Source organism: Rhizobium sp. UBA1881, from assembly GCF_002338015.1.
In the GTDB taxonomy this organism is placed as follows: domain Bacteria; phylum Pseudomonadota; class Alphaproteobacteria; order Rhizobiales; family Rhizobiaceae; genus Rhizobium.
On sequence record NZ_DDHH01000045.1, the window covers coordinates 22,461 to 47,017 of the forward strand.

Sequence of the window (24,557 nt, forward strand, 5' to 3'; positions counted from 1 at the left end):
GACCAGTCACGCCAAATCAATCATGCTCTATTGTCATTTGCAAGCGACTGATGGATTTAAATGCTGAGACAACTCGGTTGCCTCGCCTTAGGCTCCGAGAGAATGGAAAGAATGCTGAACAGGACATTGGTACCGCAATCGGCGGCGCGCTTAATCCAGGACATGATTCAAAACGGTGAACTCGCCGCAGGCGATAAGATTCCGTCTCAACGCGAGTTCTCCACGAAGCTCGGTATCAGCCGCGCGTCGCTGCGCGAGGCGTTGCTGACGCTTGAAACGCTTGGCCTGATCAAGACGGAGGCCGGTCGGGGAACGTTTGTCGTTGCGCGTGGAAGCGCCACGAACAGCGGGATGGCTCCATGGCGCTATTCTGACAGTTACTCCGTTTTCGATGTCTTCCAGACCCGCATCATGCTCGAAGGCAGTATCGCAGCACTTGCCGCCGGCCGCCTCACCGGCAACCAACTGCAGGCGATGGAAGCTGCGACCAAACAGATGGAAGTTTGTTGGGCGAAGCAGGATCTTCTAGCGAACGTGGAGGCAGACCTCGAGTTTCACGCGATTATCGCCTCGGCTTGCAGCAATTCGATGATGCGTGCGCTCTATCAAGTCGTACGTGAGCAACTCACGGAGACGCAACGCCAGCCGATCCCGATCACTGAGCCTGCCCGGATGGAGGCCTCAATTGCCGAACACCGGAAGATAATTTCGGCACTACGTGAGAATGACCCAGTTAGAGCCCGCCAAGAAATGGAAGGCCATGTTTTGAATACAGCACGCTGTGCGGGACTTAATCCGTGAAGCGTTGGCCCCGGGCAAGTCCCGCCCCAAGCCGACAACAGGCGCAAAGGCTGGCCACGTTGATTGTGAGCACCCTCGACACTCGTAAACTCTGTGGAACCAAGCTCGCCACTCCCACCGCCAAAAGAAAGACAGATGTCGAAAAATGGCGACCCGTCATCGGCACCTGTGGCGATTAACGTCAAAAAACCGCACGTGCCCGGCTCTTCGTACCTGGTACGGTGTTCGCCGCTAAAGCTAGAAGCGGTAGGGAGTATTGTGTCGCCTGCTCTCTTCACAAACGTCCATCAAATGTTTTGCGCTTGACGGAACCGCTTGGGCCGCAATACCCTCGTTCCATTAACCAGGGGTGTCCCGACAAGGGGCTGAGATTCTGCTATCGCGCGCAGTGACCCGTTGAACCTGATCCAGTTCATACTGGCGTAGGGACGGTGCAAGCGCTTCAGGCTCTGGATTTCCGCGTGGAATCCGTGCCCGCGTCTTTTCATCATTCCGGCTGAGGACTGGGTCTCCAATCGAAAACTTGGAGCCTCGAACCATGAATATCGCCGCAAAGACCATCACACCCACAGTCACCACCGGCCCGCTTCCGGCTTCGCGAAAGATCCATATCCCGGGCGACATCCACCCCGATATCCGCGTTCCCATGCGCGAGATCAGTTTGCACCCCACCTCCGGAGAGCCGCCGGTCACGGTTTACGATTCCTCCGGCATCTACACTGTTTTAGGCGCCGACATCAGCATCGAACGCGGCCTGCCTGCGCTGCGTCGCGACTGGGTTGTCGCCCGCGGCGACGTCGGGGCCTATGACGGAAGACTGGTGCGCCCCGAAGACAACGGCTTTGCCAGCGGCGAGCGCCTGACACCCGAATTCCCGGGCAAGCGCCAGCCGCTGCGCGCCACTGAGGGCAAGGCGGTGACCCAGCTCGCTTATGCCCGCGCCGGCATCATCACGCCCGAAATGGAATTCATCGCCATCCGCGAAAACCTCGGCCGCAAGATCAAAGCTGAGGCCATGATCCGTGACGGCGAGAGCTTCGGAGCCCATGTTCCCGATCACGTCGCCCCCGAGTTCGTCCGCCAGGAAGTGGCAGCAGGGCGCGCCATCATTCCCGCCAACATCAACCATCCGGAAGCCGAGCCGATGATCATCGGCCGCAATTTCCTGGTGAAGATCAACGCCAATATCGGTAACTCCGCCGTGACCTCCTCGATGGCCGAAGAGGTCGAGAAGATGGTCTGGGCCGCGCGCTGGGGCGCCGATACGGTCATGGATCTGTCCACCGGCCGCAACATCCATAACATCCGGGAATGGATCATCCGCAACTCGCCGCTGCCGATCGGTACCGTGCCGCTCTACCAGGCGCTGGAAAAAGTGGAGGGCATTGCCGAGAACCTGACCTGGGAGGTCTATCGCGACACGCTGATCGAGCAGGCCGAACAGGGCGTCGATTACTTCACCATCCATGCCGGCGTTCGACTTCATTACATCCCTTTGACCGTCAACCGTGTCACCGGCATCGTTTCGCGCGGCGGCTCGATCATGGCCAAGTGGTGTCTTCATCACCATCGCGAGAGCTTCCTCTATGAGCACTTTGAGGAGATCTGCGACATCTGCCGCGCCTATGACGTATCCTTTTCGCTTGGTGACGGCCTGCGCCCCGGCTCGATCGCCGATGCCAACGACGCCGCGCAATTCGCCGAGCTGGAAACGCTGGGCGAATTGACGAAGATCGCCTGGGCGAAGGATTGCCAGGTCATGATCGAGGGCCCAGGCCACGTGCCGATGCACAAGATCAAGGAAAACATGGACAAGCAGCTGGCCGTCTGCGGCGAGGCGCCGTTTTATACGCTCGGGCCGCTGACGACAGATATCGCACCGGGCTACGACCACATCACGTCCGGTATCGGTGCGGCGATGATCGGTTGGTTCGGCACGGCGATGCTCTGCTACGTCACGCCGAAGGAGCATCTCGGCCTGCCGGATCGAAACGATGTGAAAACCGGCGTCATCACCTATAAGATCGCTGCCCACGCCGCCGATCTCGCCAAGGGACATCCGGCCGCCCAGCTGCGCGACGATGCGCTGTCGCGTGCTCGCTTCGAATTTCGCTGGGAGGACCAGTTCAACCTCTCGCTCGATCCGGAAACCGCCCGCAGCTTCCACGACGAGACGCTGCCGAAGGAGGCGCATAAGGTGGCGCATTTCTGCTCGATGTGCGGCCCGAAATTCTGCTCCATGCGGATATCCCACGATATCCGCGCCGAAGCACAGAAAGAAGGGCTGGACGCCATGGCTGCGAAGTATCGCGACGGCGGCGATCTCTACATGGCTGTTGATGCCGAGGGCCAGGTGGCCGGCTGAGATGCGCGTTCTCGTCAAGGGAGCCGGCGTCGCCGGCCTCACGGTCGCCCATGCGCTCGCCGCGCGCGGCGCCGCGGTCACGGTTTCAGATCCCGGCTGCGGATTTGCGGGTGCCGCCTCCTGGCTCGCCGGCGGCATGCTGGCTCCGTGGTGCGAGCGCGAGAGTGCCAATGAGGCCGTGTTGCGCGAGGGGCAGGATGCGCCCGACCGCTGGGAGGCGATGGTGCCGGGCGACGTCAAACGAAACGGCACGCTGGTGCTGGCACCCGCGCGCGACCAGGGGGAGCTCAAGCGCTTCGCCGGTCGCACGACGGGATATGAGTGGTTGGACGAGCAGCAGATCGCGACGCTCGAGCCTTCCCTGGCCGGGCGCTTCCGGCAAGCGCTGTTTTTCCCGCGCGAAGCCCATCTCGATCCGCGCCGGGTGCTAACCAAACTGCGCGACGGGTTGATCGTACGCGGCGTGCGCATCATCGACATACTCCCCGACGAACAGGACTTCGACCATATTGTCGATTGCACCGGCGCGGCGCGCATCGCCGAGACCGCCTCGCTGCGCGGCGTTCGTGGCGAGATGCTCTGTCTCAGGACTGCCGAGGTCCGCCTTGAGCGCCCGGTTCGGCTTTTGCATCCGCGCATCCCCGTCTATGTCGTCCCGCGCGGCGACGGCCTCTTCATGGTCGGCGCGACGATGATCGAGACGGAGTTCGCAGGCCCGATCACCGCCCGCTCGCTGATGGAGCTGTTGAACGCCGCTTACGCGCTGCACCCGGCATTCGCCGATGCGATCGTGGTGGAAACCGGCGCCGGCATCCGCCCCGCCTTTCCCGACAACTTCCCCCGTGTCGAGCGACGCGGAAAGCTAATCTCGCTGAACGGCCTCTACCGCCACGGCTTTCTCTTGGCGCCCGCCATGGCCGCGAAAGCGATCGACCTTGTCTTTAACCCCGATACTGCAGGAGGGCACACATCATGAAACTGATCGTCAATGGCGAACCCAAGGAGATTGCCGCCGTAACGCTCGAGGAATTGCTGGCGCTGATGGATTACGAAGGCGACTGGCTGGCGACCGCCGTGAACGGTGAGCTCGTTCATCGGGAGGACCGCTCCGTGCACTCGCTGAATACTGACGACCGGATCGAGATCCTGTCGCCGATGCAGGGAGGGTGACCGATGCTTGAACTCTACGGAACGAAGCTGAGCTCGCGCCTTCTTCTGGGCACGGCACGCTACCCGTCACCGTCAATCATGGCCGAAGCGGTCAGCCGCTCCGGGACCGAAATTGTCACCGTGTCGCTCCGACGTGAGACGGCGGGCGGCCGCAATGGTGGCGCCTTCTTCGACACGGTCCGCTCGCTCGGCGTCAAGGTGCTTCCCAACACTGCCGGCTGCCATGGCGTGTCGGAGGCGGTGCTGACGGCGAAGATGGCGCGCGAGCTGTTTGCCACCGACTGGATTAAGCTCGAAGTGATCGGCAACCACGACACGCTGCAGCCGGATGTCTTCGGCCTCGTCGAGGCGGCCCGCATTCTGGTCAGTGAAGGCTTTCAGGTCTTCCCCTATACGACTGACGACCTCGTCGTCGCCGAAAGGCTGCTAGAGGCCGGTTGCCAGGTGCTGATGCCATGGTGCGCACCGATCGGTAGCGCCGCCGGCCCGCTAAACCCAATGGCGCTGCGCTCCATTCGCGCGCATTTCCCTGACGTGCCTGTTGTTGTCGACGCCGGCATCGGCCGACCCTCGCACGCAACTGTCGTGATGGAACTCGGCTTCGACGCCGTTCTGCTCAACACAGCGGTCGCGGGTGCTGGCGATCCTGTCTTGATGGCCGGCGCCTTTTGCGCCGCCATCGAGGCGGGCCGCAAGGCCTTCGAGGCGGGGGTGCTGGAACCGCGCGACATCGCCGTCCCATCAACTCCCGTTATCGGAAAGGCGGTATTTTCATGAAGCTCGATCCCTTCTACCTCATCGTCGACAGTGCCGACTGGATCGAGCGGCTGGTACCTGTTGGCGTCAAGTTGGTGCAACTGCGCATCAAGGATCGCTCCATGGCCGCTCTACGCCAAGAGATCCGCAGCGCTCGGGCGATCTGCGTGCAGCATCGCTGCCAGCTGATTGTCAACGATTACTGGCAGCTGGCGATCGAGGAAGGCTGCGATTTTGTCCATCTCGGCCAGGAGGATCTGGAAACCGCTGACCTTGCCGCCATCCGCGCCGCCGGCGTCAAGCTCGGCCTGTCCACCCACGACGCGGTCGAACTTCAGACCGCCCTCGTCGCGCGGCCCGATTATGTCGCGCTCGGTCCAGTCTACGCGACGATCCTGAAGGAGATGAAATGGGCGCCACAGGGGCTCGAGCGATTGCGTGGATGGAAAGAACGGATTGGCGACTTGCCTTTGGTGGCGATCGGCGGCCTGAACGTCGAACGCATCGAGGGCGTATTTGTCCATGGCGCAGATAGCGCCGCTGTCGTGACCGACATCACCCGCAACGCTGATCCCGAGGCGAGAACGCGGCAATGGCTGGCAGTGACCGAGCCGTGGCGATCATCGAGGAAGGCCTGACAGGCTGGATATTGTCAGGACCCGGACGGCGTCGCGGAGTTTGTTGAGCGCCTCCACGCGACACGTCTGTCGAGATATGACCGAACAGGCTTGTCGTATAGTTGAAGGAACAGATGGCTGGCTGCCAGTACGGCAAACACCACGACCAGCGTCTCCAGTGCGGGATTTTTTCCACCTGTAAACGCCTGAATTACGCCATTTACCCAGCAAAAGATGGGATAATGCAATGCATATATTGGATAGGAAAGGTCTCCCAGATAGCGACAGAGCCTGGTCTGGATTGCGCTGAGGTCCACACTTGAGCCAGTCCAGACAAGAGCGGGGGCAAACGCGAACTTCCACAGCAGCTTGATGGAAAATGGGGCCTCAACCTGAATGCAAAACAGCCCTAGCATCAGCAGTGCCAAGCACCAAAATAGAGCGCTGAGCGCATGGCGCTTTTTTGGCGCTAGAGCTTCGTTCAGGTGATAAATCAGCACACCTAATGAGAACGATGAACCGACATGTGCGAAACCGAGCCAGAACGTGGCTGTCGTATCGCCACCAATGCCATAAACAATGACGCAAGATGCCGAAAGAAGGAAGGTTGCAACCGCAATGGAGACTTGAGGCCCAAACCGGACAGCCCACCAGACACCGTTTGCAACCACTTCGAAAAACAGTGAAAACTGAGGTCCATTGAGTGGAAAGAGCTGCGGGCCACCTATGTTGGACGGGGCACCGAAAAAAGGCAGGTTCAAAGCGCCAGTCAAAAACGCGAGCAACAATGTTGAATACAAGATCTCGTCGGTTCGCCATATGGCTTTCGACAGAAGGTACGAACTGCTTATCACGGTTGCCAGAACGATTATCGGCATGAACCTGATCGCGCGCTTCAGCAGAAACTCCCACAGGCTCATGGAATGGATCCGCCGGGAATATGCTACCGCTAGAACGAACCCGCTCAGGGTAAAAAACATGTCGACGGACATATTTCCGTTCGTTGCGAGCCCCGGCTCACCAAGCCATCGTTCGAGGTGGAAAAGCACGACCGACAGCGCGGCCACACCCCTAACTCCGTCGAGCGCAGGATAGTGTCTCGTTGGCTTCTGATCGCTCGTCATGCGGATGGCCCCCCAGCGGTCGTAACCAGTAAGGTGACAGGGTTCAATGCAGTCTGCAAATCTCTCGCCGGGCGTCACTGCATCTCGCTTCAAATGCCGGCCGCAAAGGGTGCAGTAGAGCGGCTAGACTGGCTGGTATCGTCAGGTGCTCGACCCTGGAGCTTGTGTCCTGGCGATCGCCCGATGCAAATGGAGCGCCGATGTTCGCACTGGTGGCACAGGCTGTTTGCCATCGACGGCCGGGCAAATTCGGCTGGCCGGCCAGGCAGCTTGACGACCTCCTCCACCGTGACGGATCATACTCCGGTCGCATCCGTGCGATATGCCTGCTGCGGATGCGCGGCGGTCGTGTTCAGGTAGACAGCAAAAAGGCTACGCGTCGCACAGATATACAATCTGTTCCTGGCTGGTCCCCCGAAGCTCAGATTGGCGACGGCTTCCGGCAGGATGATCCGGCCGAGCAACGCGCCGTCTGGCGCCAGGCATTGAACGCCATCGCCAACCCCGGCCCAGATGTTGCCGTGCCGGTCGAGGCGAATACCGTCATAGATGCCAATATCGCATTCACGCAGCAATCGTTTGTTTTCCAGAACGTTGTCATGGCCGACATCAAAGGCATAAAGCGCTGCCGGCTTACGGCCGCTGTCGACGACATAGAGTGTTCGGCCATCCGGTGAAAAAGCGATCCCGTTGGGCTGGACGAAATCCGTCAACACCGCCTTGATCGATCCGTCCGTCGCAACGCGATAGACGTTGCGACTGCCGATCTCGCTCTTGATCCGCCCGCCTTCATATTCGGTGGAGATTCCATAGGTCGGATCGGTAAACCACACCGCCTCGTCGGAAGCGACAACCACGTCGTTGGGCGAGTTCAGCCGCCGGCCTTCGAACGTGTCCGCGATCACCGTGACGCTGCCATCATGCTCCACACGTGTCACCGAGCGCGACAGATGCTCGCACGATAACACGCGCCCCCGTGCATCGAGCGTGTGACCATTGGTGAAGCTGGCGGTGTGCTGGAACGGGGTGACGAGGCCTGTGACCTCGTCGAAGCGCAGCACGCGGTTGTTCGGGATATCCGAAAAAAGCAGATAGCGGCCGGCCGGTACATAGACCGGTCCCTCCAGCCATCTTCCCTCGGAAAACAGCGTGTCCACATGAACATTCGGCAGCACGAGTTTTTCAAACCGCTCGTCGCGCACTTCGAACCATTTTGTCAGCACGTCATCCCCTCCCGTCCTGTCGATCGCCTCAGTGCCGCTTCATCCATCCAAGCCCGGCAACCGTTTCGCCCGCCGGGCGATATTCGCAGCCGACATAGCCCTTATAGCCAAGGCCATCGAGCGCGGCGAAAATCCTGAAATCGTCGAGCTCTCCTGTTCCCGGCTCGTTGCGTCTGGGTACCGATGCGGTCTGCACATGCCCGATCACAGGCATTGCCCTTTCCAGGCCGACAAGCACGTCGCCGTGGATGATTTGCCGGTGATAGATATCGAACTGCAGCTTCACGTTTGTGTGGTTCAGATCGGAGATGAAGCTGATGGCGCGGTTGAAATCGTTGAGGAAGTAACCGGGCATATCGCGGCCGTTGATCGGCTCGATCACGAGGCCGATCCCGTCGCGCGCCGTGGCGTCGGCAGCATAGCCGAGCGCGTCGCGGTAGGAGGCAATTGCCGCTGGATCGTTCGCATCCGCGATCCCCGCCATCATGTGCAGGAGCGGCGATCCGATGACCTTGGCATACTCGACCGCCTTGCCCACCGCCTGGCGGAATTCGTCTCGATGCTCCGGCAAGGCGGCCAGGCCACGAGCGCCGGCGGACCAATCGCCGGGCGGCATGTTGAAGAGTGCCTGTTTCAATCCGGTCGCATGGAGCCTCTGGGCAATGACGTCGGCTGGATGGTCATATGGGAAGAGATATTCGACGGCTTCGAAACCAGCGTCGGCTGCTGCCTGAAAGCGATCGAGAAACGCGTGTTCGTTGAACATCATGGTGAGGTTCGCGGCAAAACGTGGCATCTCAAACCTCCTTGTCCATGCCTGGCAGTTGCAGCCCGGCGATCGACGCCAGAAGGCGGGCGACGGAAGAATCGTCGTCTCGCCCCATGCCAGCCGCTTCGGTCATCAGGAAAAGCTGCAAAGCGGCGCTGGCGATCGGAAGGGGGAATTTCTGCTGCCGGCCGATGTCGGAGACGATGCCGAGATCCTTGGTGAAGATCGATACGGCGCTGTGGGGCGTGTAATCGCCGGCGACGACATGCGGAATGCGGTTTTCGAACATCCAGCTGTTGCCGGCCGATTTTGTAATGACGTCGAAGACCCGCGAGATATCGAGCCCGAGGCTCTTGGCGAAGGTGATCGCTTCGCAGGCAACGGCGATATGGACGCCCGCCAGCAGCTGGTTGACGATCTTGAAGGATGAGCCAACGCCGACATCGTCGCCGAGTTCGTAAACGGTTGATGCCATCGCATCGAGCGCCGGCCGTGCTGCGGCGAAGCTCTGGGGCAAACCCGAGGCCATGACCGTCAGCGCGCCCTGATCGGCCTTGGCCGAACCGCCACTGATCGGGGCATCGAGATAGAGGATCCCATGCTTGCCTGCCCTTTGGGCGAAGTTCTTGGCCTCGGCCGGCGAGATGGTTGCGGACGATATCACGACGGAGCCGGGCGCCAACGCCGCAACAGCGCCGTCGGGACCAAACAGGACGGCCTCTGTCTGTGCCGCGTTGACGACGACGATAACGGCGATCTGCGCATCCCTTGCGGCCATTGCCGGCGTCTGAACTGGCCTTCCGCCGGCGGCCTCGAGGCTGGAAAGGGCCGCATCGCTGATGTCGCAGCCAGTAACCGTGTGGCCGGCCCGCAGAAGCGAGCGTGCCATGCCAAGGCCCATCGAGCCCAATCCGACGATTGCTACGTGGGTGGATCCGGCCATTATCGATTGTTCCTTTCAAAGCTGCGTATCAGCAACATGGAGAGTATGATCAGACCGAAAACGATCTGACGGAATGCTTCCGGCATCTGCAGCACCGAAAGAATGGAAGACAGGAGCGTGATGAACAGTGCGCCGACCACGGTTCCGGCGTAACTGCCCTTGCCACCGAGGATGGACGTTCCGCCGATGACGACGGCGGTGAGCACCGGTAGCATGTAGGCATCGCCCATACCCTGATAGGCCTGGTTGGCGTAGCCGGCCAGAAGGATCGCACCGATGGCGGTGAAGACGCCGGCGGCCACAAAGGTCATCGTCGTCACCAGCCGTACCCTGATACCAGAGAGATACACCGCCTTTTCGGAGTTGCCGGTGGCAAAAAGGTAGCGCCCATAGACCGTGCGTTTGAAGAGAAGGCCGATGACGATCATGACGGCGATCCAAAAGAGGAAGGCGTTGGGGATACCAAGCGTGCGCTCGAGCGCCAGCGATATCGAAAGCGGCGGCGCCACGCCGCGCGGCTTGAAGCCGCCTGTGAAGAACACCACCGCGCCGACGAGCATCGAATTCATGGCCAAGGTCCAGACCATGGACGGTAAGCGGAAGAAGGCAACGCCGATGCCGTTGATCAGCCCGATCAGCGCTCCGCCGAGAAGGCCGACCGGAATGGCTACTGCCGCAACCGAGGGCGTGGACGAACCAGCGACCGTGGTGGTCAACACCGCGACTGCCGTGATGCCAGCGGGCACTGAGAGGTCGATATGTCCGAGCAGAATGACGAGTGTCGCTCCGGCGGCTATCACACCGAGAAATGAGGCGATCTGCAATTGCTGGAGGAGATAGCCCGGACTTAGAAAGGCCGGGAAAATTATGCCGCCAATCGCCAGCAACAGGATACAGCCCGCTGTAACGACAGGAATGGCGGGATCAGCAGTGAACCGGCCAAGGAGGCGTCGGGGAAGTTCTGGGGTGATCACTGTCATTGTGCAAACAACTTCAAACGATTGCGAACCTTGAGAATGCCGAGCGAACCGAGCGCAATGGCAAGCGCCAATATCAGGCCCTCGAAGAATGGTTGGGCAAGTGGCGGCAGGCCAGAGAAGAACATCAAAGCGGCAACCGTCTTGAGCAGCAGCGCGCCGACCACCACGCCAAATGGGCCGCCGATGCCGCCAGAAAGTGAGACGCCACCGAGGACGATCGCGGCGATCGAATTGAGGGTGTAGGTCGGGCCAATCCCGGCGTCTCCGGTCAGGGTCACCATCGCTACATAAAATCCGGCCATCCCAGCGCACAGACCACCAAGCGCGTGCGCGGCGATGCGCATCCGCAGCAACGAGATGCCCGTCAGTTGCGCGGAATGCTCGGACGAGCCGAGACCGTACAAAGACAGGCCGAAAGCGGTGTAACGCAGGATCAGCGCGAAGGCGATCAACACGACGACGATCAGTATCAACGACGTCGGCACGCCGGCGATTGAATATGTCAGCGCGTCGGAGAGGTCGCTGTTGACATCACCGCCGGGTGTCGGGCGCAGAAAGAGTGCGATGCCGGAATAGACGGCACCGGTCGCAAGCGTCGCGATAATCGGCGGAATGCGGCCGAGGGTCACGACCAGCCCGTTTATGACCCCACAGACAAGCCCAGTCCCGATAACGGCGGCGATGCCTGGCCATAGCATGGCGCCCTCTCCCGCAAGGACATGGGAGGCGACGACATTGCTGAGCGCCACCATGGCGCCAACCGACAGATCGATACCGCGCACAAGGACCACGAAGAACTGAGCGAACGCGGCAAAGACCAGCAGCGCGCCCTGGTTTGCCCAGATCGTCACAACATAGGTAGAAAATCCGCGCGGATGAGTGCCGACATATATCGCGAACAGCACGATGAAGGCAGCGGCCGGAATGAGAAAGCGGATGTTGCGCTGAAGTGCAATGCGCGTCATGCGGCTTCTCCTTGATCGGCATGTTCACTGCCAAGGCCCATCGCGGCCGAGATGAGGTTTTCCGGCGTCAGGGTATCGCCAGACAATTCCCGCGCGATGCGCCCGTGATAAAAGACGGCAACCCTCGCGCAGAGATGGACGAGCTCTTCGTAGTCGGTTGACTGCAGCACGATTGCCACGCCGGCATCTGCAAGATCGCTCAGCAGCTGATAGATCTGCGCCTTGGTCTTGACGTCTATGCCGCGGGTCGGATCGAGCAGGAGGAGACAACGCGGCTTCAGGGCAAGCCATTTGGCCAAAAGCACCTTCTGCTGGTTGCCGCCAGACAGTGAGGAGACCGGATCGGACATCTGTCCGTAGACGAGCTCAAGGCGGTGGAGCAGAGCCTCGTAGTGAGCCTCGCGCGCCACATTGTCGCTCGACAGGATACCGTCGCGCCCGATGCCCGCCAGGCGCATGTTATCCTCGATGGAAAGGCCCGGAATCATCCCCTCCGTCTTGCGGTCTTCAGGGATGAAGGCGATGCCGACATCTGCGGCTTTGGCACGGAAGGGCGAGCGACGGTTGAATGGGTTGCCAGCAATCTCGACTGCACCCGACACCCCGTTGAGGATGCCGAAGATAGCTTCAAGCACTCGCTGCTGCCCCTGCCCCTCCAGACCACCAAGGCCATAGATTTCGCCGGGGCGCACATCGAAGGTAACATCGTCAAGTTCGCCCGCCCAGGACATGTGTCGCACACTCAAAAGCGGTGCGACGTCCGCTGGAACCGCGGGCCGTCTTTGCGGAAACAGTTGCTCCATCGACTGTCCGATCATTAACGAGACGATCCCCTGGTGATCGACAGTTCCAGCCGGGAAGGTCTTCACATGGGCGCCATTGCGGAAGACAGAGATGCGGTCGGCCAGCGCATGAACCTCATGGAAGCGATGCGATATGAACAGCACGCACGTGCCCTGATCGCGCAGCCGGCGTATGACGGAGAATACGCGCTCGACTGCGTCGGCGCCCAACGCTGATGTCGCCTCGTCCAGGATCAGCAGTCGCGGCTTCTGATAGAGCGCCTTGGCGATCTCGACGAGTTGGCGTTCGGCAAGCGTGAGTTCGCTGATCAGGCTGTCGAGCCGAATGCGCTCTGCACCGATCATTGCTAGGCAAGCCGCCGCATCACGGTAGGCTGCGCGCCGGACGAAACCGAACATGGTCCGTGGACGCGCCAGGACGATATTGTCGCCAACGGTGAGGCTTGGCATCAGCGAGAGCTCCTGGAACATGCACACGATGCCATGGTTTGCCGCATCGCGTGTGCCGAAGAAACTCACGGGCACGCCGTCGAGCCGGATCGTTCCTGATGTCGGCGCTATGACGCCGGCGAGAAGCTTCATCAGGGTCGACTTCCCGGCGCCGTTTTCGCCGAGGATCGCATGGATCGTCCCGGCATCGCAGGTGAAATCGACATCTCTGAGCGCCGTCACAGCGCCGTAGGTCTTTGATATGCCCGCAAGTGCAATCAGGGGGGAATTATCTGTCATCGATCTATCCGTGATCCGGCCGGAGCATGGGCAGCGCCCTGCCCCGGCCTTCCTCGATCAGGTATTGTCAGGCTTCTGGCCGAGAAGCTCTTCCGGCATGAAAACCGGGAAGCAATTCGGGTAGCCCGTTGTCGTGTAGAAGGTGTCCGGCAGCTTCGGGAAGAAGTCCGCCCCTTCCTTCAGTTCGGCATTGTCCTTGCTTGGGATCGGCAGGAAGATCTTCTGCGGCAGGGCATTGCCCTCAAGCAGCGAGACGATTGCCTCTAGCGAAACCGACGACATGACCGGAGCCTGCGCCGCTGTCACACCAGGATACTTGCCTTCGGCAAGCAGCCGCCGCGTGCCGTTGCCGGCATCGCCGCCGAAGGGGACGACCGGATGGCTGGCGTTCTTCATGGCGTTGAGGGCGCCGATCGAGCCTTCCTGCACCATCACGCCATCAAACTGACCATTGGTCGCGATCGCGTCCGCGGTCACCTTCTGCACCGTGCCGGCATCCCAGTTTCCCACGACCTGCACGACCTTGAGACCTGCTTCCTTGTCGAGCACCGAGCGCATACCATCGTGGTTGTCGCGGTCCGTCGCGTTGCCCGGAAGGCCCGAGACTTCGAGCACGCTGCCTTCGACCTTGCCCTTGGCCTTCTTGATGGCATCCACCACGGCCTGGGCCTTCATCTTTCCAAGTTCGAACTGGTTCTCGTTGACCTGGACGATCTCGTCGGTATCAAGCACGTTATCGAAAGGGACAAGAACGGTGCCGGCTTGCGCGGCACGCTTGATTACTGCCTTGAATGCCGTCGGATTGACGGCGATGAAGCTGATGCCGTCATAGCCGGCGGCGATGAAATTATCGATGGCGGCGATCTGCGCGGCGCTGTCGTTACCCACAGATACCACCGTGAACTCGGCGAGCTTTGCCTTGTTTTCCGGGCGCGCGGCCCAAGCTTTGGCACCCTGAATGGCGGTCACGCGCCAGTCATTGCCTGCAAAGCCGTTTACGAAGGCAATCTTGTATGGTCCCTCGCGCTTCTCGTAGCGGATGACCTTCTTGTTGTCAGGTGCCGGCGAGAAGCACTCCGGCCGAAACGTGTCTTCTGCATGTGCTGCGGACCAAGCCCCTGAAAGGGTCGTAAATGCGCACAGTGACGCCGCCATCGCGACGACGGCTCTCCGATTATTCTTCACGGTGTTTCCTCCCGAAAACCTTAAAAACGCTCCCAAAAGCACTATCTCAGCGCTAACATAAAAATAATAAGCACATCCACTAGCAATCTTCAAGCGAAATATGTTAGCGCTGAGATACCGAATTTGGCTTCAATCCATTGCCGCGGAAAGGAGGGCCTTGTGACTCAGTATGAAGTGCCGACCCTTGCACACGTGGCCAAGCTTGCCGGTGTCAGCGAAAACACAGTGTCGCGCGTCATCCGCAACAAAGGACCGATCGCCGATGAAACGCGCAGCCGCGTCGTCAAGGCAATTGAAACCCTGGGCTATGTACCGAACCGCGCGGCGGGATCGCTTGCCTCTTCCGGTTCGTTGTTGATCGGCGTTCTCTTGCCGTCGCTTTCCAACATCGTCTTTCCTGAAGTGCTGCAGGGGATCCATGCAGCGCTTGCCACCACCGCCTATCAGCCGATGGTGGGTGTGACGAATTATGATGCGAACAAGGAACAGGATATCCTGTCTTCGCTGCTCGCATGGCAGCCGGCCGCCATCGTCACCACCGGGTTCGACCATACGGACGCTGCGCGGCGCATGCTGGACAACAGCCGGGTGCGCGTCGCTGAATTGATGGATATCGATGCCGAGCCGATCGACGTTGCCGTTGGCCTCTCTCACCGCCAGGCCGGATACGCGACCGCGCGCCACCTGATTAAGCGTGGCTACCGACGCCTCGGCTATGTCGGTCACGACTGGGTCGCCGATCGGCGTGCCCGGCTGCGATATGAGGGCCTGTGCCAGGCCCTGTCGGAAGCGGGATTGACGCTACGGGCCGAGCAGCGCTTTGACGGCCCGAGCTCGACGATGGCGGGTCGCGACACGCTTGCGAGCTTGTGTTCGCGCGCACCCGATATTGATGCTGTCGTCTTTTCCAACGACGACATGGCCGTTGGAGGGTTTTTCCATTGCCTTGCGGCCGGCATTGCCGTGCGCGACCGGCTTGCGCTCTTCGGCTTCAACGGCCTGGACATCGGCCAGGTGCTTCCAATGCCTCTTTCGACGATACGCTCTAACCGGTTCCTGATCGGCAAGACGGCGGTCGAGAAGCTTCTGGAGAGCCCTACCCGGCCGGAGGGACGCGTGGTGGTCGATACAGGTTTCGATATCATCGATGGCGCAACGGCCTGAAAATTTCTGTCTTTGGGGAGTAAATGAAGATGCTGTTGGGCGCGGTGGCTGATGATTTGACGGGAGCGACGGACCTCGCTCTGACGCTGTCTCGAGAGGGAATGCGGACGGTGCAGGTGGTCGGTATTCCACCGGTCGACTTCGACTATGGCGATGCCGAGGCCGTGGTTGTCGCGCTGAAATCGCGAACCATAGCGGCAGACGAAGCGGTCGCTTTGTCTCTCGAGGCCTGCCGCCGCCTGATAGCGGCTGGCGCCGAACAGGTCATCTTCAAATATTGTTCGACATTCGATTCGACGCCTGAAGGCAATATTGGCCCGGTCGCGGAAGCCTTGCACGGGCATCTGGGCGGGGCGCTCACGCTGGCATGCCCTGCCTTTCCCGCAAACGGCCGAACGGTCTATCGCGGCCATCTGTTTGTCGGCGACATGCTCTTGTCAGACAGCCCGATGAAGAACCATCCGTTGACGCCGATGACGGAGTCCAATCTTGTTCGCGTGCTCCAGCAGCAGACGGCACTTAAGGTCGGATTGATTACCCGCGACTGGGTTAGCAAGGGCAGCGACCAGATCGGTGCTGCGTTCACACAGGCGGCTGCCCGAGGCGAGGAGATCGTCATTGTCGACGCCATCACCGACTACGATCTTCGCGCGATCGGACGCGCGGCAGCCGGAATGCGCCTGATCACGGGCGGTTCTGGCATCGCGCTCGGCCTGCCCGAAAACTTCCGGCGCGCTGGCAAGCTGCGCTCGCAAAGCACCGCAGCGGACTTCGCGGCGCCGCAGGGCAAGGCCGTGATCCTCGCGGGGTCCTGCTCGGCGGCCACCCGCCGCCAGGTCTCGGTCGCGATTGAGGCCGCAACACCGGCACTGAAACTGGACCCGCTCGACATTGCGGCCGGCCGCACCACCGTTGATGCGGTCGTCGACTGGGTCATGTCCGCCACTGACGCGATCCCCCTTGTCTATTCGAGCTCCGAACCAGACGATGTCAGGCGCGCACAGGAGGCGCTTGGACGCGATCGTGCGGGTGAATTGATAGAGCAGCTGTTGGCACAAGTGGCCGCCCGCCTGACGAGCCTCGGCTACTGCCGCTTCCTCGTAGCAGGTGGCGAAACGTCTGGCGCGGTGGTCAATCAGCTCGGCGTCCAGGCGCTATTGATCGGTCCCGAGATCGATCCGGGGGTTCCGTGGACGGTTAGCATCGGCCGCAAGGAACCCCTGGCACTTGCGCTCAAATCAGGCAACTTTGGCGGCGACGACTTCTTTTTGCGTGCATGGGATGTGGTGTGATGGTGGCTATCATTTCGGAAGAGACGAAGTTGAGGGACGACATCTCCACTGTCGGTCGATCCCTGTTCGATCGGTCGCTGACGTTTGGATCAACGGGCAATATCAGCGCGCGGCTTGCCAATGGTGATGTTCTCATGACGCCGACCAATGCGTCGCTTGGCGATCTGGATCCGGCCCGCCTGTCGCGCTTCACGGCCGAGGGCGTCCACGTGGATGGAGACAAACCCACGAAAGAAGCATTTCTGCATCAATGCATGTACTGCCAGCAGAAGATGAGTGGCGCCGTCGTCCATCTTCACTCCACATACGCGGTGGCGGTCAGCGTTCTCGACGATGTCGATCCAGCTGATGTATTGCCACCTTTGACGGCCTATTACGTGATGCGCGTGGGAACGCTTCCGCTTGTCGAATACTTTCCGCCTGGCGATCCCGCCCTTGCAGCGGCAGTCGCGGACAAGGCAAAGGACAGCCACGCGGTGCTTTTGGCCAACCATGGCCCGGTCGTCGCGGGCAAAACGTTGCGCGAAGCGCAGTACGCAACCGAGGAGCTTGAAGAAACTGCCAAGCTGCATCTGCTGTTGCGTCCGCACGCAATTCGCCCGCTTACGTCAGCTCAAAGAGCTGAACTCCTGTCCAGGAAATAGTCGGAAGATCGCCGCCAGACGCTGCAAAAGCTCGTCATAGTCACCTGTCGACGACCGGGCGTCTGGCGGGTTTCGCGCCTGTCTGTTTGAACACTGCCTCGCACAACCGGGTTCTTCATGGGGTGACGGTCATCATTGCAGGGCGTAGGCTTTGTGACAAAAGAGCCGCGCCTTAAAAATATGATTTTTATAATCCACTTTAATATTGCACCCATCCGTCGCCGGATGGTAGCAGCATCCCATGACCAGCGTTCATCGACCCGAAATCCTCGATACTTTTCTGCACGTACGCACGCGTCTTTCGGCTGTCATCTACCAGCGAGTTCGATGCAGCGCGACGACAGCGGACTTGCTGCAGGACACTTTCCTTCGCTTTTGGGAGCGGCGCTCGTTATTGCGAGAGGTCGCGGACCTGGCTGGCTATTTCATGACGACAGGGCGCAATCTCGCACTCGACCACCAGCGGCGCAAGAAGATCGCGCCCTTCGTCGATGGGATCGATGGGCTGGAAGCGGTATCCGATCCTTCACCATCGGCCGAACAGGTGGCGATTGGTCTCAACGAACTGCGGCGTATCTCGGCGGTCATCGATGGCATGCCGCCCCGTGCAAGGCAGGTCTTCCTGATGTCTCGTATCGACGGCCTGACCTACCAGGAGATCGGGAACCATCTCGGAATTTCCCCCAAGACCGTTTTCAGCCATATGGTCGTTGCGCTTGAACGCCTTAGAAGCGCGATGCTGGCAGATGAGTAACAGATGACTGGCAGCCGATGCCATATCACCCGGTAGTGTGTCGGGAGCCGTGAGATCCATGCAGGACACAAGCCAAAGACCCCAGCCGCAAAACCCGCGCGACGTATCACGAAGCGCTGCCGAATGGTTTGCGCATCTGCTGGACGACAGTGCGACACCAAATGACCTGGCCGATTTCAGGGCATGGCTGCAGGCCGATCCGTCACACGCTGCAGCCTATGCTGACATTGAACGGCTTTGGCTGGGTGCAGGCATGGTACCGGATAAATCGGAACCAACGCGACTGTCGCGTCGAAAGCTGCTGAAGACGGGAAGTGCATTCGTGGTTGTCGCGTCATCCGCCTTGGCAACGGCCGCCTATCTGCGCCCTCTCCCGGCAGACTTCAGGACGGGGACAGGCGAGACCCGAACCGTCACATTGCCGGATGGCTCGACCGCCGAACTATCTACCGCATCGGCGATCTCCCTTGCCTATACGATCACGCAGCGCGTCGTCACTCTGGTCGAAGGCGAGGTATTCTTCACCGTCGCAAAAGACAGCTCCCGCCCCTTTGTCGTCAATGCGGGGCCACTTAAAACCGTTGCGCTTGGAACGCAATTCTCGGTCTCTGCGGAAGACGATCGCATCGTTGTCGCGGTCGCCGAACATTCAGTCCGTGTATCTTCGCCCTTCGAAGCTATCGACGTGCAGGAGGGACAGTCCATCGTGTTCGCCAACGACAGGATCTCGACACCGTCCGAAACCGATGTCGGATCGCGGCTTTCGTGGCGCGACGGCAAGCTGGTCTTCATTTCGACGCCCCTGGAAGACGCCGTTCGAGCATTGTCGAAGTGGCGCCCTGGCAAGATGATCGTCATGGACACCGCGCTTGCCCGGCGGCCGGTGACCGTGATCGTCGATGTCAGGCGCGCGGGCAGCATTCTCCAGACATTGGAGAACGGGCTGCCAATCCGCGTGGCTACCTACTCTCCCTGGCTTGCACTTATCTACCCGCGATAAAAAATCTACCCGCGATAAAAAATATTTCAAAACCACTCAGGTTTTTCCCACCCTCGTTCGTCCCTCTCTTTGAAGCCTCGTATCGCCGGGGTCCGACCATGTTTCTAAGGGGGCGTTGAGTGTCTGTGTTGAACTATTTCGCAAGCAATCGTCGAAGCGTACTGGGGTTGGCGCGTGGGGCCCTGCTTGCGACCTGCGTCGTCTTTTGCCCATTTGCTGCAGTAACGACGCTTCACGCCCAGACTGCCAAGAGCTATCAGTTTTCGATACCAGGCCAGTCGCTATCGGCCGCGCTTGTCCGTTATTCGTCGATCACAGGCGTCGATGTCGTCTTCGACGGTGCACTACCCGGCAATCTGCGCACCACCGGGCTTTCGGGTGACATGCCCGCAGAAGCCGGCCTCTCTCGACTTCTGGCTGGAACCGGCCTGTCTTACCGGTTTTCATCGGCAAACAGCGTTGTCTTGATGAACCCGGCGGGAGGGGTCAGTTCCGCACCTTCGGATGGATCGACGGTGCTTCAGCCAATCAGCGTGACCGGCGAACAGGCCCTCGGCCCCGTCGACGGCATCGTTGCCAGACAGAGTGCAACCGGAACCAAGACCGATACATCGCTGAAGGAGACGCCTCAGGCCATCAATGTCGTCACCAAGGACCAGATGGCGGCACAAGGATCTGCGACACTGACACAGGCGCTTCGCTATACGCCGGGCGTCATCAGCCAGTACGGCGACGATTCCCGCTATGACTGGTTCACCATCCGCGGCTTTCGCCCAGGGCGTTATCTCGACGGTCTGCGCTTGCCGTTCGGTTCACGCGGCTATGCGCAGCCGCGCGTCGAGCCCTACAGCCTGGAGCGGGCAGAAGTCCTCAAGGGCCCCTCATCCGTCTTGTATGGCCAAGGCGAGCCTGGTGGCCTGATCAACATGGTCTCGAAGCGACCAAGTGCGACGGCCAAGAACGAGGTCGAACTGCAACTTGGGACCGACAACCGTGTCCAGACGGCTTTTGATCTTGGTGGCCCGGTTAATGGCGACGATGCCTTCCTGTACCGTATCGTGGGCGTTGGCCGCATAACGGATACCCAGTACGACTTCGTCAAGGAACGGAAGGCCTACATCGCACCGTCGTTCACGTTCAAGCCGGACGAAGCAACATCGCTTACCATTCACGCTGACTACCAGAAGATCTATTCGCCCGGTGGTGGTGGTGCGCCGGCGTTACCGGCAAATGGGACGCTTTACACTAGCATCTATCCCGAGCTGTCCCGTGGAGCCTTTCCCGGCGAACCCGGCTACGACTATTACAAGAGTGACCAGGCATCGGTCGGCTACGAATTCGAGCACGAGTTCGATGACACGTGGACCGTTCGCCAGAACCTGCGATACTCCTACATCGGAACAGACACCCAGCGCGTACAGCCATATTGCCCGACCGCGGTGTGCAATCCGGCCGGCTTCTATCGCTATGCCTGGGCGTTCCCTGAGAGTGCACGGGCTGTGACGGTCGACAATCAGGCCGTTGCAAAGTTCTCTACGGGTGAGTTTGATCACACGGCCTTGTTCGGGCTCGATTATTCCTATGAAAGCAGTCGCTACGAGGAGTCCACGCTTGCAGGCATTCTGACGCCGTTCAACGCCTATGATCCCAACTACGGCGCCAGCACTGTCACAAGGCCACCAATTGCAACGAGGATCGATCAACACCGTAGCCAGCTCGGAATCTATGCTCAGGATCAGATCGAATGGGATCGTTTCGCGTTTTCCGTCGGCGGTCGCTATGATTGGGCTAATACCGATACCCGGACACGAACAAGTTCGTCCAACACCTTAGTCGATCAGAATGATGGACGCTTCACCTGGAAGACAGGCATTGTCTACAACTTCGACAATGGAATTTCGCCATACGCGGGCTACTCGACGTCCTTCAATCCCGCAAGCGGCACGGATCGGTTCGGAAATGCGTTCAGTCCAACGACGGGCGAGCAGTTCGAAGTCGGTGTGAAGTACCAGCCGGAAGGGATGAACAGCTTCGTTACGCTGTCGGCCTATCACCTGACACAAGACAACGTGCTTTCGCCCGATCCCGTCAACACAAATTTCCGGGTGCAGACGGGCCAGGTTACGATGAAGGGCCTCGAAATTGAAGGAAAGGCCGAGCTGAGCGACGCCTTCTCGGTAATTGCCTCCTATGCATACACAGACAGCGAAATTACCAAGGACAATCCGAATGCTGCGGGCGTCAGCAATACAGGCAACCGCTTTGCCTTCGTGCCACGAAACCAGGCGTCCATCTGGCTGGACTACGCCTTGCAGAGCTCGACGAACTGGGATGGATTGAGCCTTGGCGCTGGAGCCCGATACACGGGCCAGACATTCGGTGACAACGCCAACAAGTTCGACATCCCGAGCTATACCGTCTTCGACGCCGCCATCCGCTACGATTTTGGCAAAGCCAATCCGAAGCTGGAGGGGCTGAAAGCAGCGCTCAATGTGAGCAATCTGTTCGACCGCAAATACGTGTCGACCTGCATAGCCGCGACCGGATGCTACTGGGGCGAAGGACGCACCGTCTATGCCACGTTGAAGTATAGCTGGTGACGGTGGAAAGACCTCGAAAACCTCATCCCGGTCAACTGACGCGGCGGCAATTTGCTGCCGCGTTGGCTGCGTTCATGATGCCGAATGCGGCGTCCGCTGAACTTGCTCATTCCAAGATCGCGGTCCTGGATTGGGGCTGGGCAGAAAGCCTACTGGCGATCGGCGTCGCTCCGCAGGCTGTCGCGGAAACGCCACTTTATGGCGACCGTGTTGTTGTCCCGGCACTTCCGGAGGAGACGATCGACCTTGGTCTGCGTTCGTGGCCCAACATGGAACTCCTAAGGTCGTTGCACCCCGACCTTATCCTGTCTCAGGCCAATTACGGCGTGTCTGAAGCGCGTTTGCAAGACATAGCGCCAACCATGGCGCTACCGCTTTACACAGCCGAACAGCAGCCCTTGCGGCGATCCCATGAGGCACTGGTTGCGATTGGACACCGTATTGGACGCTTGGCGGCAGCCGATGCGTATCTGGAAGGCGCTCATGCCAGGCTGGCTGCCATCAAGGCTGAGATGATTAGCTATGACGGCCGGCCGCTGATGATCGTCAAGTTTACAGATGACCGCATTATCGACATCTATGGAACCGGCAGTCTGTTCGACGATGTGCTCGCTAAGATCGGCATCACGAATGCCTGGAACGAACCGACCAACAATTGGGGCTTTGCTACAGCGGGCCTCGACGCCATCGCAAGACACCCCGAGGCGCGGCTGCTCATCATCGAACCCGGTCCGCCCGATGCATTCTTGAAAAGCGCACTGTGGCAGTCTCTGCCCGCAGTCCAGCGGGGCGATGTCTCAACCATTCCTCCGACCTGGGTGTTTGGAGCGTTTCCATCAGCAATGCGCTTTGCTGAAGTTCTTCGAAAGGCGCTTGGCTTTGCTTAAAAACCAATACGTGACGCCGGCTCGTTTTTACTGGGTCGCCATGATCGTCGGGTTAGCCCTTAGCCTCACTGGACAAATGAGGTACGTTCCAGCCGATCGACTGCTCGAAGCTTTTGTCAATCCCGACAGCGCCGCGTTTGGAGAAGTCTATGTTCACTTTTCCCTGTTGCCGCGCATAGCAGTTGCCATTCTTGCAGGGACGGCCCTGGGCTTTACGGGTACGATCTTCCAGCAACTTCTGAAAAATCCGCTTGCGGAACCATCTACGCTCGGCGTGCTTTCGGGCGCTCAACTGGCAATTACGGTCGCCTCCCTCACCTTTGCCAGTATGTCGGCACAAGGGCGCGAACTTGCAGGCGTTGTCGGCGCATTGGCCGCGGTCGCACTTGTCTGCGGGCTTGCAGCCAGGAGTGGCTTTGCGCCGGTTACGCTGCTTCTGTCGGGAATGATCGTCAGTTTTGCGGCCGGCTCCGCGTCAGTGGTGATGGCACTATTCCATCATGAATATCTACGCAGTGTGTTCATCTGGGGAAGTGGGTCGCTTATTCAAAACGACTTTTCCAACGCCGGCGCGCTTTCGTTGCGAATGCTCGTCCTTATCCCAATGCTCCTGCTTTTTGTCCGACCGCTCGCGATTGCCGGGATTGACGATGCGGGCGCACGAAGTCTTGGGGTATCTCTCTCGAAGCTGCGCCTTGCCGTGCTCATCCTGGCCACGACGCTGTCGGCAATGGTCGTCGCCCGCATTGGGGTCATCGCATTCATTGGCCTCGCTGCCCCCCACATCGCGCGCCTTAGTGGCGCGCGGAGGTTCACGCAAAGGCTTGTGTGGGGTGCGTTGATCGGCGGTGGCTTGTTGCTATTGGCCGATGGCGCGGTGCTCGTCCTGACGCCTTACATGGGAGAAGTGCCGACAGGAACCATCACCGCTCTTGGAGGCGCACTCATGATGCTGTTCATGCTGCGCGAGGTACCTGCGGCCCCATTCCAGGCAACTATTGAGCGCGTTCACCACGCCGTGGCCCCCATCACCAGAAACCTTGCGCTGCCGCTATCGGTCGCGCTGATGATCGTGGTCGCAGTCCTTTCGCTGAGCGAGCACGTTTCTTCTGCGAACATTGAGGTTTCGGTTCTTGTGCAAGGCCGCTGGCCGAGGGTTCTCACATCGTTGTCCGCCGGGGCCATGCTGGCGTTGGCAGGAGCCGTCCTGCAGGCGGTTGCGCGAAACCCCTTGGCAAGTCCCGAGGGGTTGGGGGTGAGCGGCGGTGCTGGCTTGGGCATAATTGCGGCCCTGTTTTTGGGCGGCATGAGCTCGCCGATCCTGCCATTGGCGGGCGGAATGATCGGCGCTCTTCTTGCACTCGCCATCATCTTCGTCATCGCCAAGCGGCACAATTTCGCCCCTGGCCCGGTCATGCTGGCGGGCGTCGCAGTGGGGGCATTGGTCACCTCGATCATTTCCGTCATCGTCGCCAGTGGCGATCCGCGCGCAACCTATGTCCTCGCATGGACAATGGGGCCGACGTTTCGCGCCACTGGAATGGTTGCGATCGTCGCCGCACTCATCGCCGTTCTTTCGCTATTGCTTTCGCCGCTTTTTCGTCGCTGGATCGAGATCCTGCCGATGGGCGATGCATTGGCGCGATCAATCGGCATGCGCCCTGCGCGCGTGCGCGCAGGGCTCTTGTTGTTTTGTTCGACATTGACTGCAGCCGCTACGCTGATTGTTGGCCCATTGAGCTTTGTCGGCCTCATGGCGCCCCATATGGCGCGCATGGCGCGCCCA

Annotated in this window: 22 protein-coding genes and 1 riboswitch; of the genes, 14 read left to right on the forward strand and 8 right to left on the reverse strand. The window is 60.1% G+C overall.

Annotation, left to right across the window (positions count from 1 at the left end; all coding sequences use genetic code 11):
• Window positions 1–111 precede the first annotated feature (111 nt).
• The 6 genes from B3605_RS04485 to B3605_RS04510 all read left to right on the forward strand — a co-directional run bounded on the left by B3605_RS04485 (window position 112) and on the right by B3605_RS04510 (window position 5,730).
• Complete coding sequence (locus B3605_RS04485; protein WP_296432566.1) at window positions 112–801, forward strand: FadR/GntR family transcriptional regulator; 690 nt, start codon at window positions 112–114, stop codon at window positions 799–801.
• Between the two features lie 335 nt (window positions 802–1,136).
• Window positions 1,137–1,248, forward strand: a riboswitch (TPP riboswitch).
• 91 nt (window positions 1,249–1,339) lie between these two features.
• The gene (gene thiC, locus B3605_RS04490) at window positions 1,340–3,166 is read left to right on the forward strand and encodes a phosphomethylpyrimidine synthase ThiC (protein ID WP_296432568.1); all 1,827 of its coding nucleotides are present in this window, start codon (window positions 1,340–1,342) and stop codon (window positions 3,164–3,166) included.
• Window position 3,167: 1 nt separating this feature from the next.
• Window positions 3,168–4,142, forward strand: a complete 975-nt coding sequence (gene thiO, locus B3605_RS04495) for a glycine oxidase ThiO (RefSeq protein WP_296432570.1) — start codon at window positions 3,168–3,170, stop codon at window positions 4,140–4,142.
• The gene (thiS, locus tag B3605_RS04500) at window positions 4,139–4,336 is read left to right on the forward strand and encodes a sulfur carrier protein ThiS (RefSeq protein ID WP_113009574.1); all 198 of its coding nucleotides are present in this window, start codon (window positions 4,139–4,141) and stop codon (window positions 4,334–4,336) included. The genes thiO and thiS overlap by 4 nt, the downstream gene beginning before the upstream one ends.
• Window positions 4,337–4,339: 3 nt before the next feature.
• A complete protein-coding gene (locus B3605_RS04505; protein ID WP_296432574.1) occupies window positions 4,340–5,113 on the forward strand; it encodes a thiazole synthase in 774 nt (257 codons plus the stop codon).
• The gene (locus B3605_RS04510) at window positions 5,110–5,730 is read left to right on the forward strand and encodes a thiamine phosphate synthase (protein ID WP_296432576.1); all 621 of its coding nucleotides are present in this window, start codon (window positions 5,110–5,112) and stop codon (window positions 5,728–5,730) included. Before B3605_RS04505 ends, B3605_RS04510 begins: the two co-directional genes overlap by 4 nt.
• 14 nt (window positions 5,731–5,744) lie before the next feature.
• Here the strand turns inward: B3605_RS04510 and B3605_RS04515 are convergent, their stop codons facing one another.
• The 8 genes from B3605_RS04515 to B3605_RS04550 all read right to left on the reverse strand — a co-directional run bounded on the left by B3605_RS04515 (window position 5,745) and on the right by B3605_RS04550 (window position 14,430).
• Entirely contained in the window at window positions 5,745–6,833 is a 1,089-nt protein-coding gene (locus B3605_RS04515; RefSeq protein WP_296432577.1) for an acyltransferase family protein, read from the reverse strand.
• A gap of 296 nt (window positions 6,834–7,129) precedes the next feature.
• Window positions 7,130–8,056: an SMP-30/gluconolactonase/LRE family protein gene (locus B3605_RS04520; RefSeq protein WP_296432579.1), complete on the reverse strand. Its 927-nt coding sequence runs from the start codon at window positions 8,054–8,056 to the stop codon at window positions 7,130–7,132.
• Window positions 8,057–8,084: 28 nt separating this feature from the next.
• A complete protein-coding gene (otnI, locus tag B3605_RS04525; protein ID WP_296432580.1) occupies window positions 8,085–8,852 on the reverse strand; it encodes a 2-oxo-tetronate isomerase in 768 nt (255 codons plus the stop codon).
• Window position 8,853: 1 nt separating this feature from the next.
• Window positions 8,854–9,768 carry an L-threonate dehydrogenase gene (gene ltnD, locus B3605_RS04530; protein ID WP_296432582.1) on the reverse strand — a complete coding sequence of 305 codons (915 nt, stop codon included), beginning with the start codon at window positions 9,766–9,768 and terminating at the stop codon, window positions 8,854–8,856.
• Window positions 9,768–10,748 carry an ABC transporter permease gene (locus B3605_RS04535; protein WP_296432583.1) on the reverse strand — a complete coding sequence of 327 codons (981 nt, stop codon included), beginning with the start codon at window positions 10,746–10,748 and terminating at the stop codon, window positions 9,768–9,770. Before B3605_RS04535 ends, ltnD begins: the two co-directional genes overlap by 1 nt.
• Window positions 10,745–11,713, reverse strand: coding sequence for an ABC transporter permease (locus B3605_RS04540; protein ID WP_296432585.1), 969 nt, complete (start codon window positions 11,711–11,713; stop codon window positions 10,745–10,747). The genes B3605_RS04535 and B3605_RS04540 overlap by 4 nt, the downstream gene beginning before the upstream one ends.
• Complete coding sequence (locus B3605_RS04545) at window positions 11,710–13,245, reverse strand: sugar ABC transporter ATP-binding protein (protein ID WP_296432587.1); 1,536 nt, start codon at window positions 13,243–13,245, stop codon at window positions 11,710–11,712. Before B3605_RS04545 ends, B3605_RS04540 begins: the two co-directional genes overlap by 4 nt.
• Before the next feature lie 57 nt (window positions 13,246–13,302).
• On the reverse strand, window positions 13,303–14,430 hold the full coding sequence (locus B3605_RS04550) for a sugar ABC transporter substrate-binding protein (protein ID WP_296432589.1): 1,128 nt from the start codon (window positions 14,428–14,430) through the stop codon (window positions 13,303–13,305).
• Window positions 14,431–14,589: 159 nt separating this feature from the next.
• Here B3605_RS04550 and B3605_RS04555 point away from each other — a divergent pair, with 159 nt between their 5' ends.
• The 8 genes from B3605_RS04555 to B3605_RS04590 all read left to right on the forward strand — a co-directional run.
• Window positions 14,590–15,594, forward strand: a complete 1,005-nt coding sequence (locus B3605_RS04555) for a LacI family DNA-binding transcriptional regulator (RefSeq protein ID WP_296432591.1) — start codon at window positions 14,590–14,592, stop codon at window positions 15,592–15,594.
• A gap of 23 nt (window positions 15,595–15,617) precedes the next feature.
• The gene (gene otnK, locus B3605_RS04560) at window positions 15,618–16,886 is read left to right on the forward strand and encodes a 3-oxo-tetronate kinase (protein WP_349677251.1); all 1,269 of its coding nucleotides are present in this window, start codon (window positions 15,618–15,620) and stop codon (window positions 16,884–16,886) included.
• Window positions 16,886–17,530, forward strand: coding sequence for a 3-oxo-tetronate 4-phosphate decarboxylase (gene otnC, locus B3605_RS04565; RefSeq protein ID WP_296432593.1), 645 nt, complete (start codon window positions 16,886–16,888; stop codon window positions 17,528–17,530). Before otnK ends, otnC begins: the two co-directional genes overlap by 1 nt.
• Window positions 17,531–17,771: 241 nt before the next feature.
• Window positions 17,772–18,284, forward strand: coding sequence for an RNA polymerase sigma factor (locus tag B3605_RS04570; protein WP_112942351.1), 513 nt, complete (start codon window positions 17,772–17,774; stop codon window positions 18,282–18,284).
• A 58-nt stretch (window positions 18,285–18,342) separates the two neighbouring features.
• Window positions 18,343–19,284 (forward strand): FecR family protein, encoded by a 942-nt coding sequence (locus B3605_RS04575; protein WP_296432595.1) that lies wholly within the window; start codon window positions 18,343–18,345, stop codon window positions 19,282–19,284.
• 119 nt (window positions 19,285–19,403) lie between these two features.
• Complete coding sequence (locus B3605_RS04580; RefSeq protein WP_296432597.1) at window positions 19,404–21,884, forward strand: TonB-dependent siderophore receptor; 2,481 nt, start codon at window positions 19,404–19,406, stop codon at window positions 21,882–21,884.
• The gene (locus B3605_RS04585; protein ID WP_296432599.1) at window positions 21,881–22,771 is read left to right on the forward strand and encodes an ABC transporter substrate-binding protein; all 891 of its coding nucleotides are present in this window, start codon (window positions 21,881–21,883) and stop codon (window positions 22,769–22,771) included. The genes B3605_RS04580 and B3605_RS04585 overlap by 4 nt, the downstream gene beginning before the upstream one ends.
• The coding region (locus B3605_RS04590) for an iron ABC transporter permease (RefSeq protein ID WP_296432602.1) at window positions 22,734–24,557 on the forward strand (1,824 nt) is incomplete at its 3' end. The genes B3605_RS04585 and B3605_RS04590, both read left to right, overlap by 38 nt.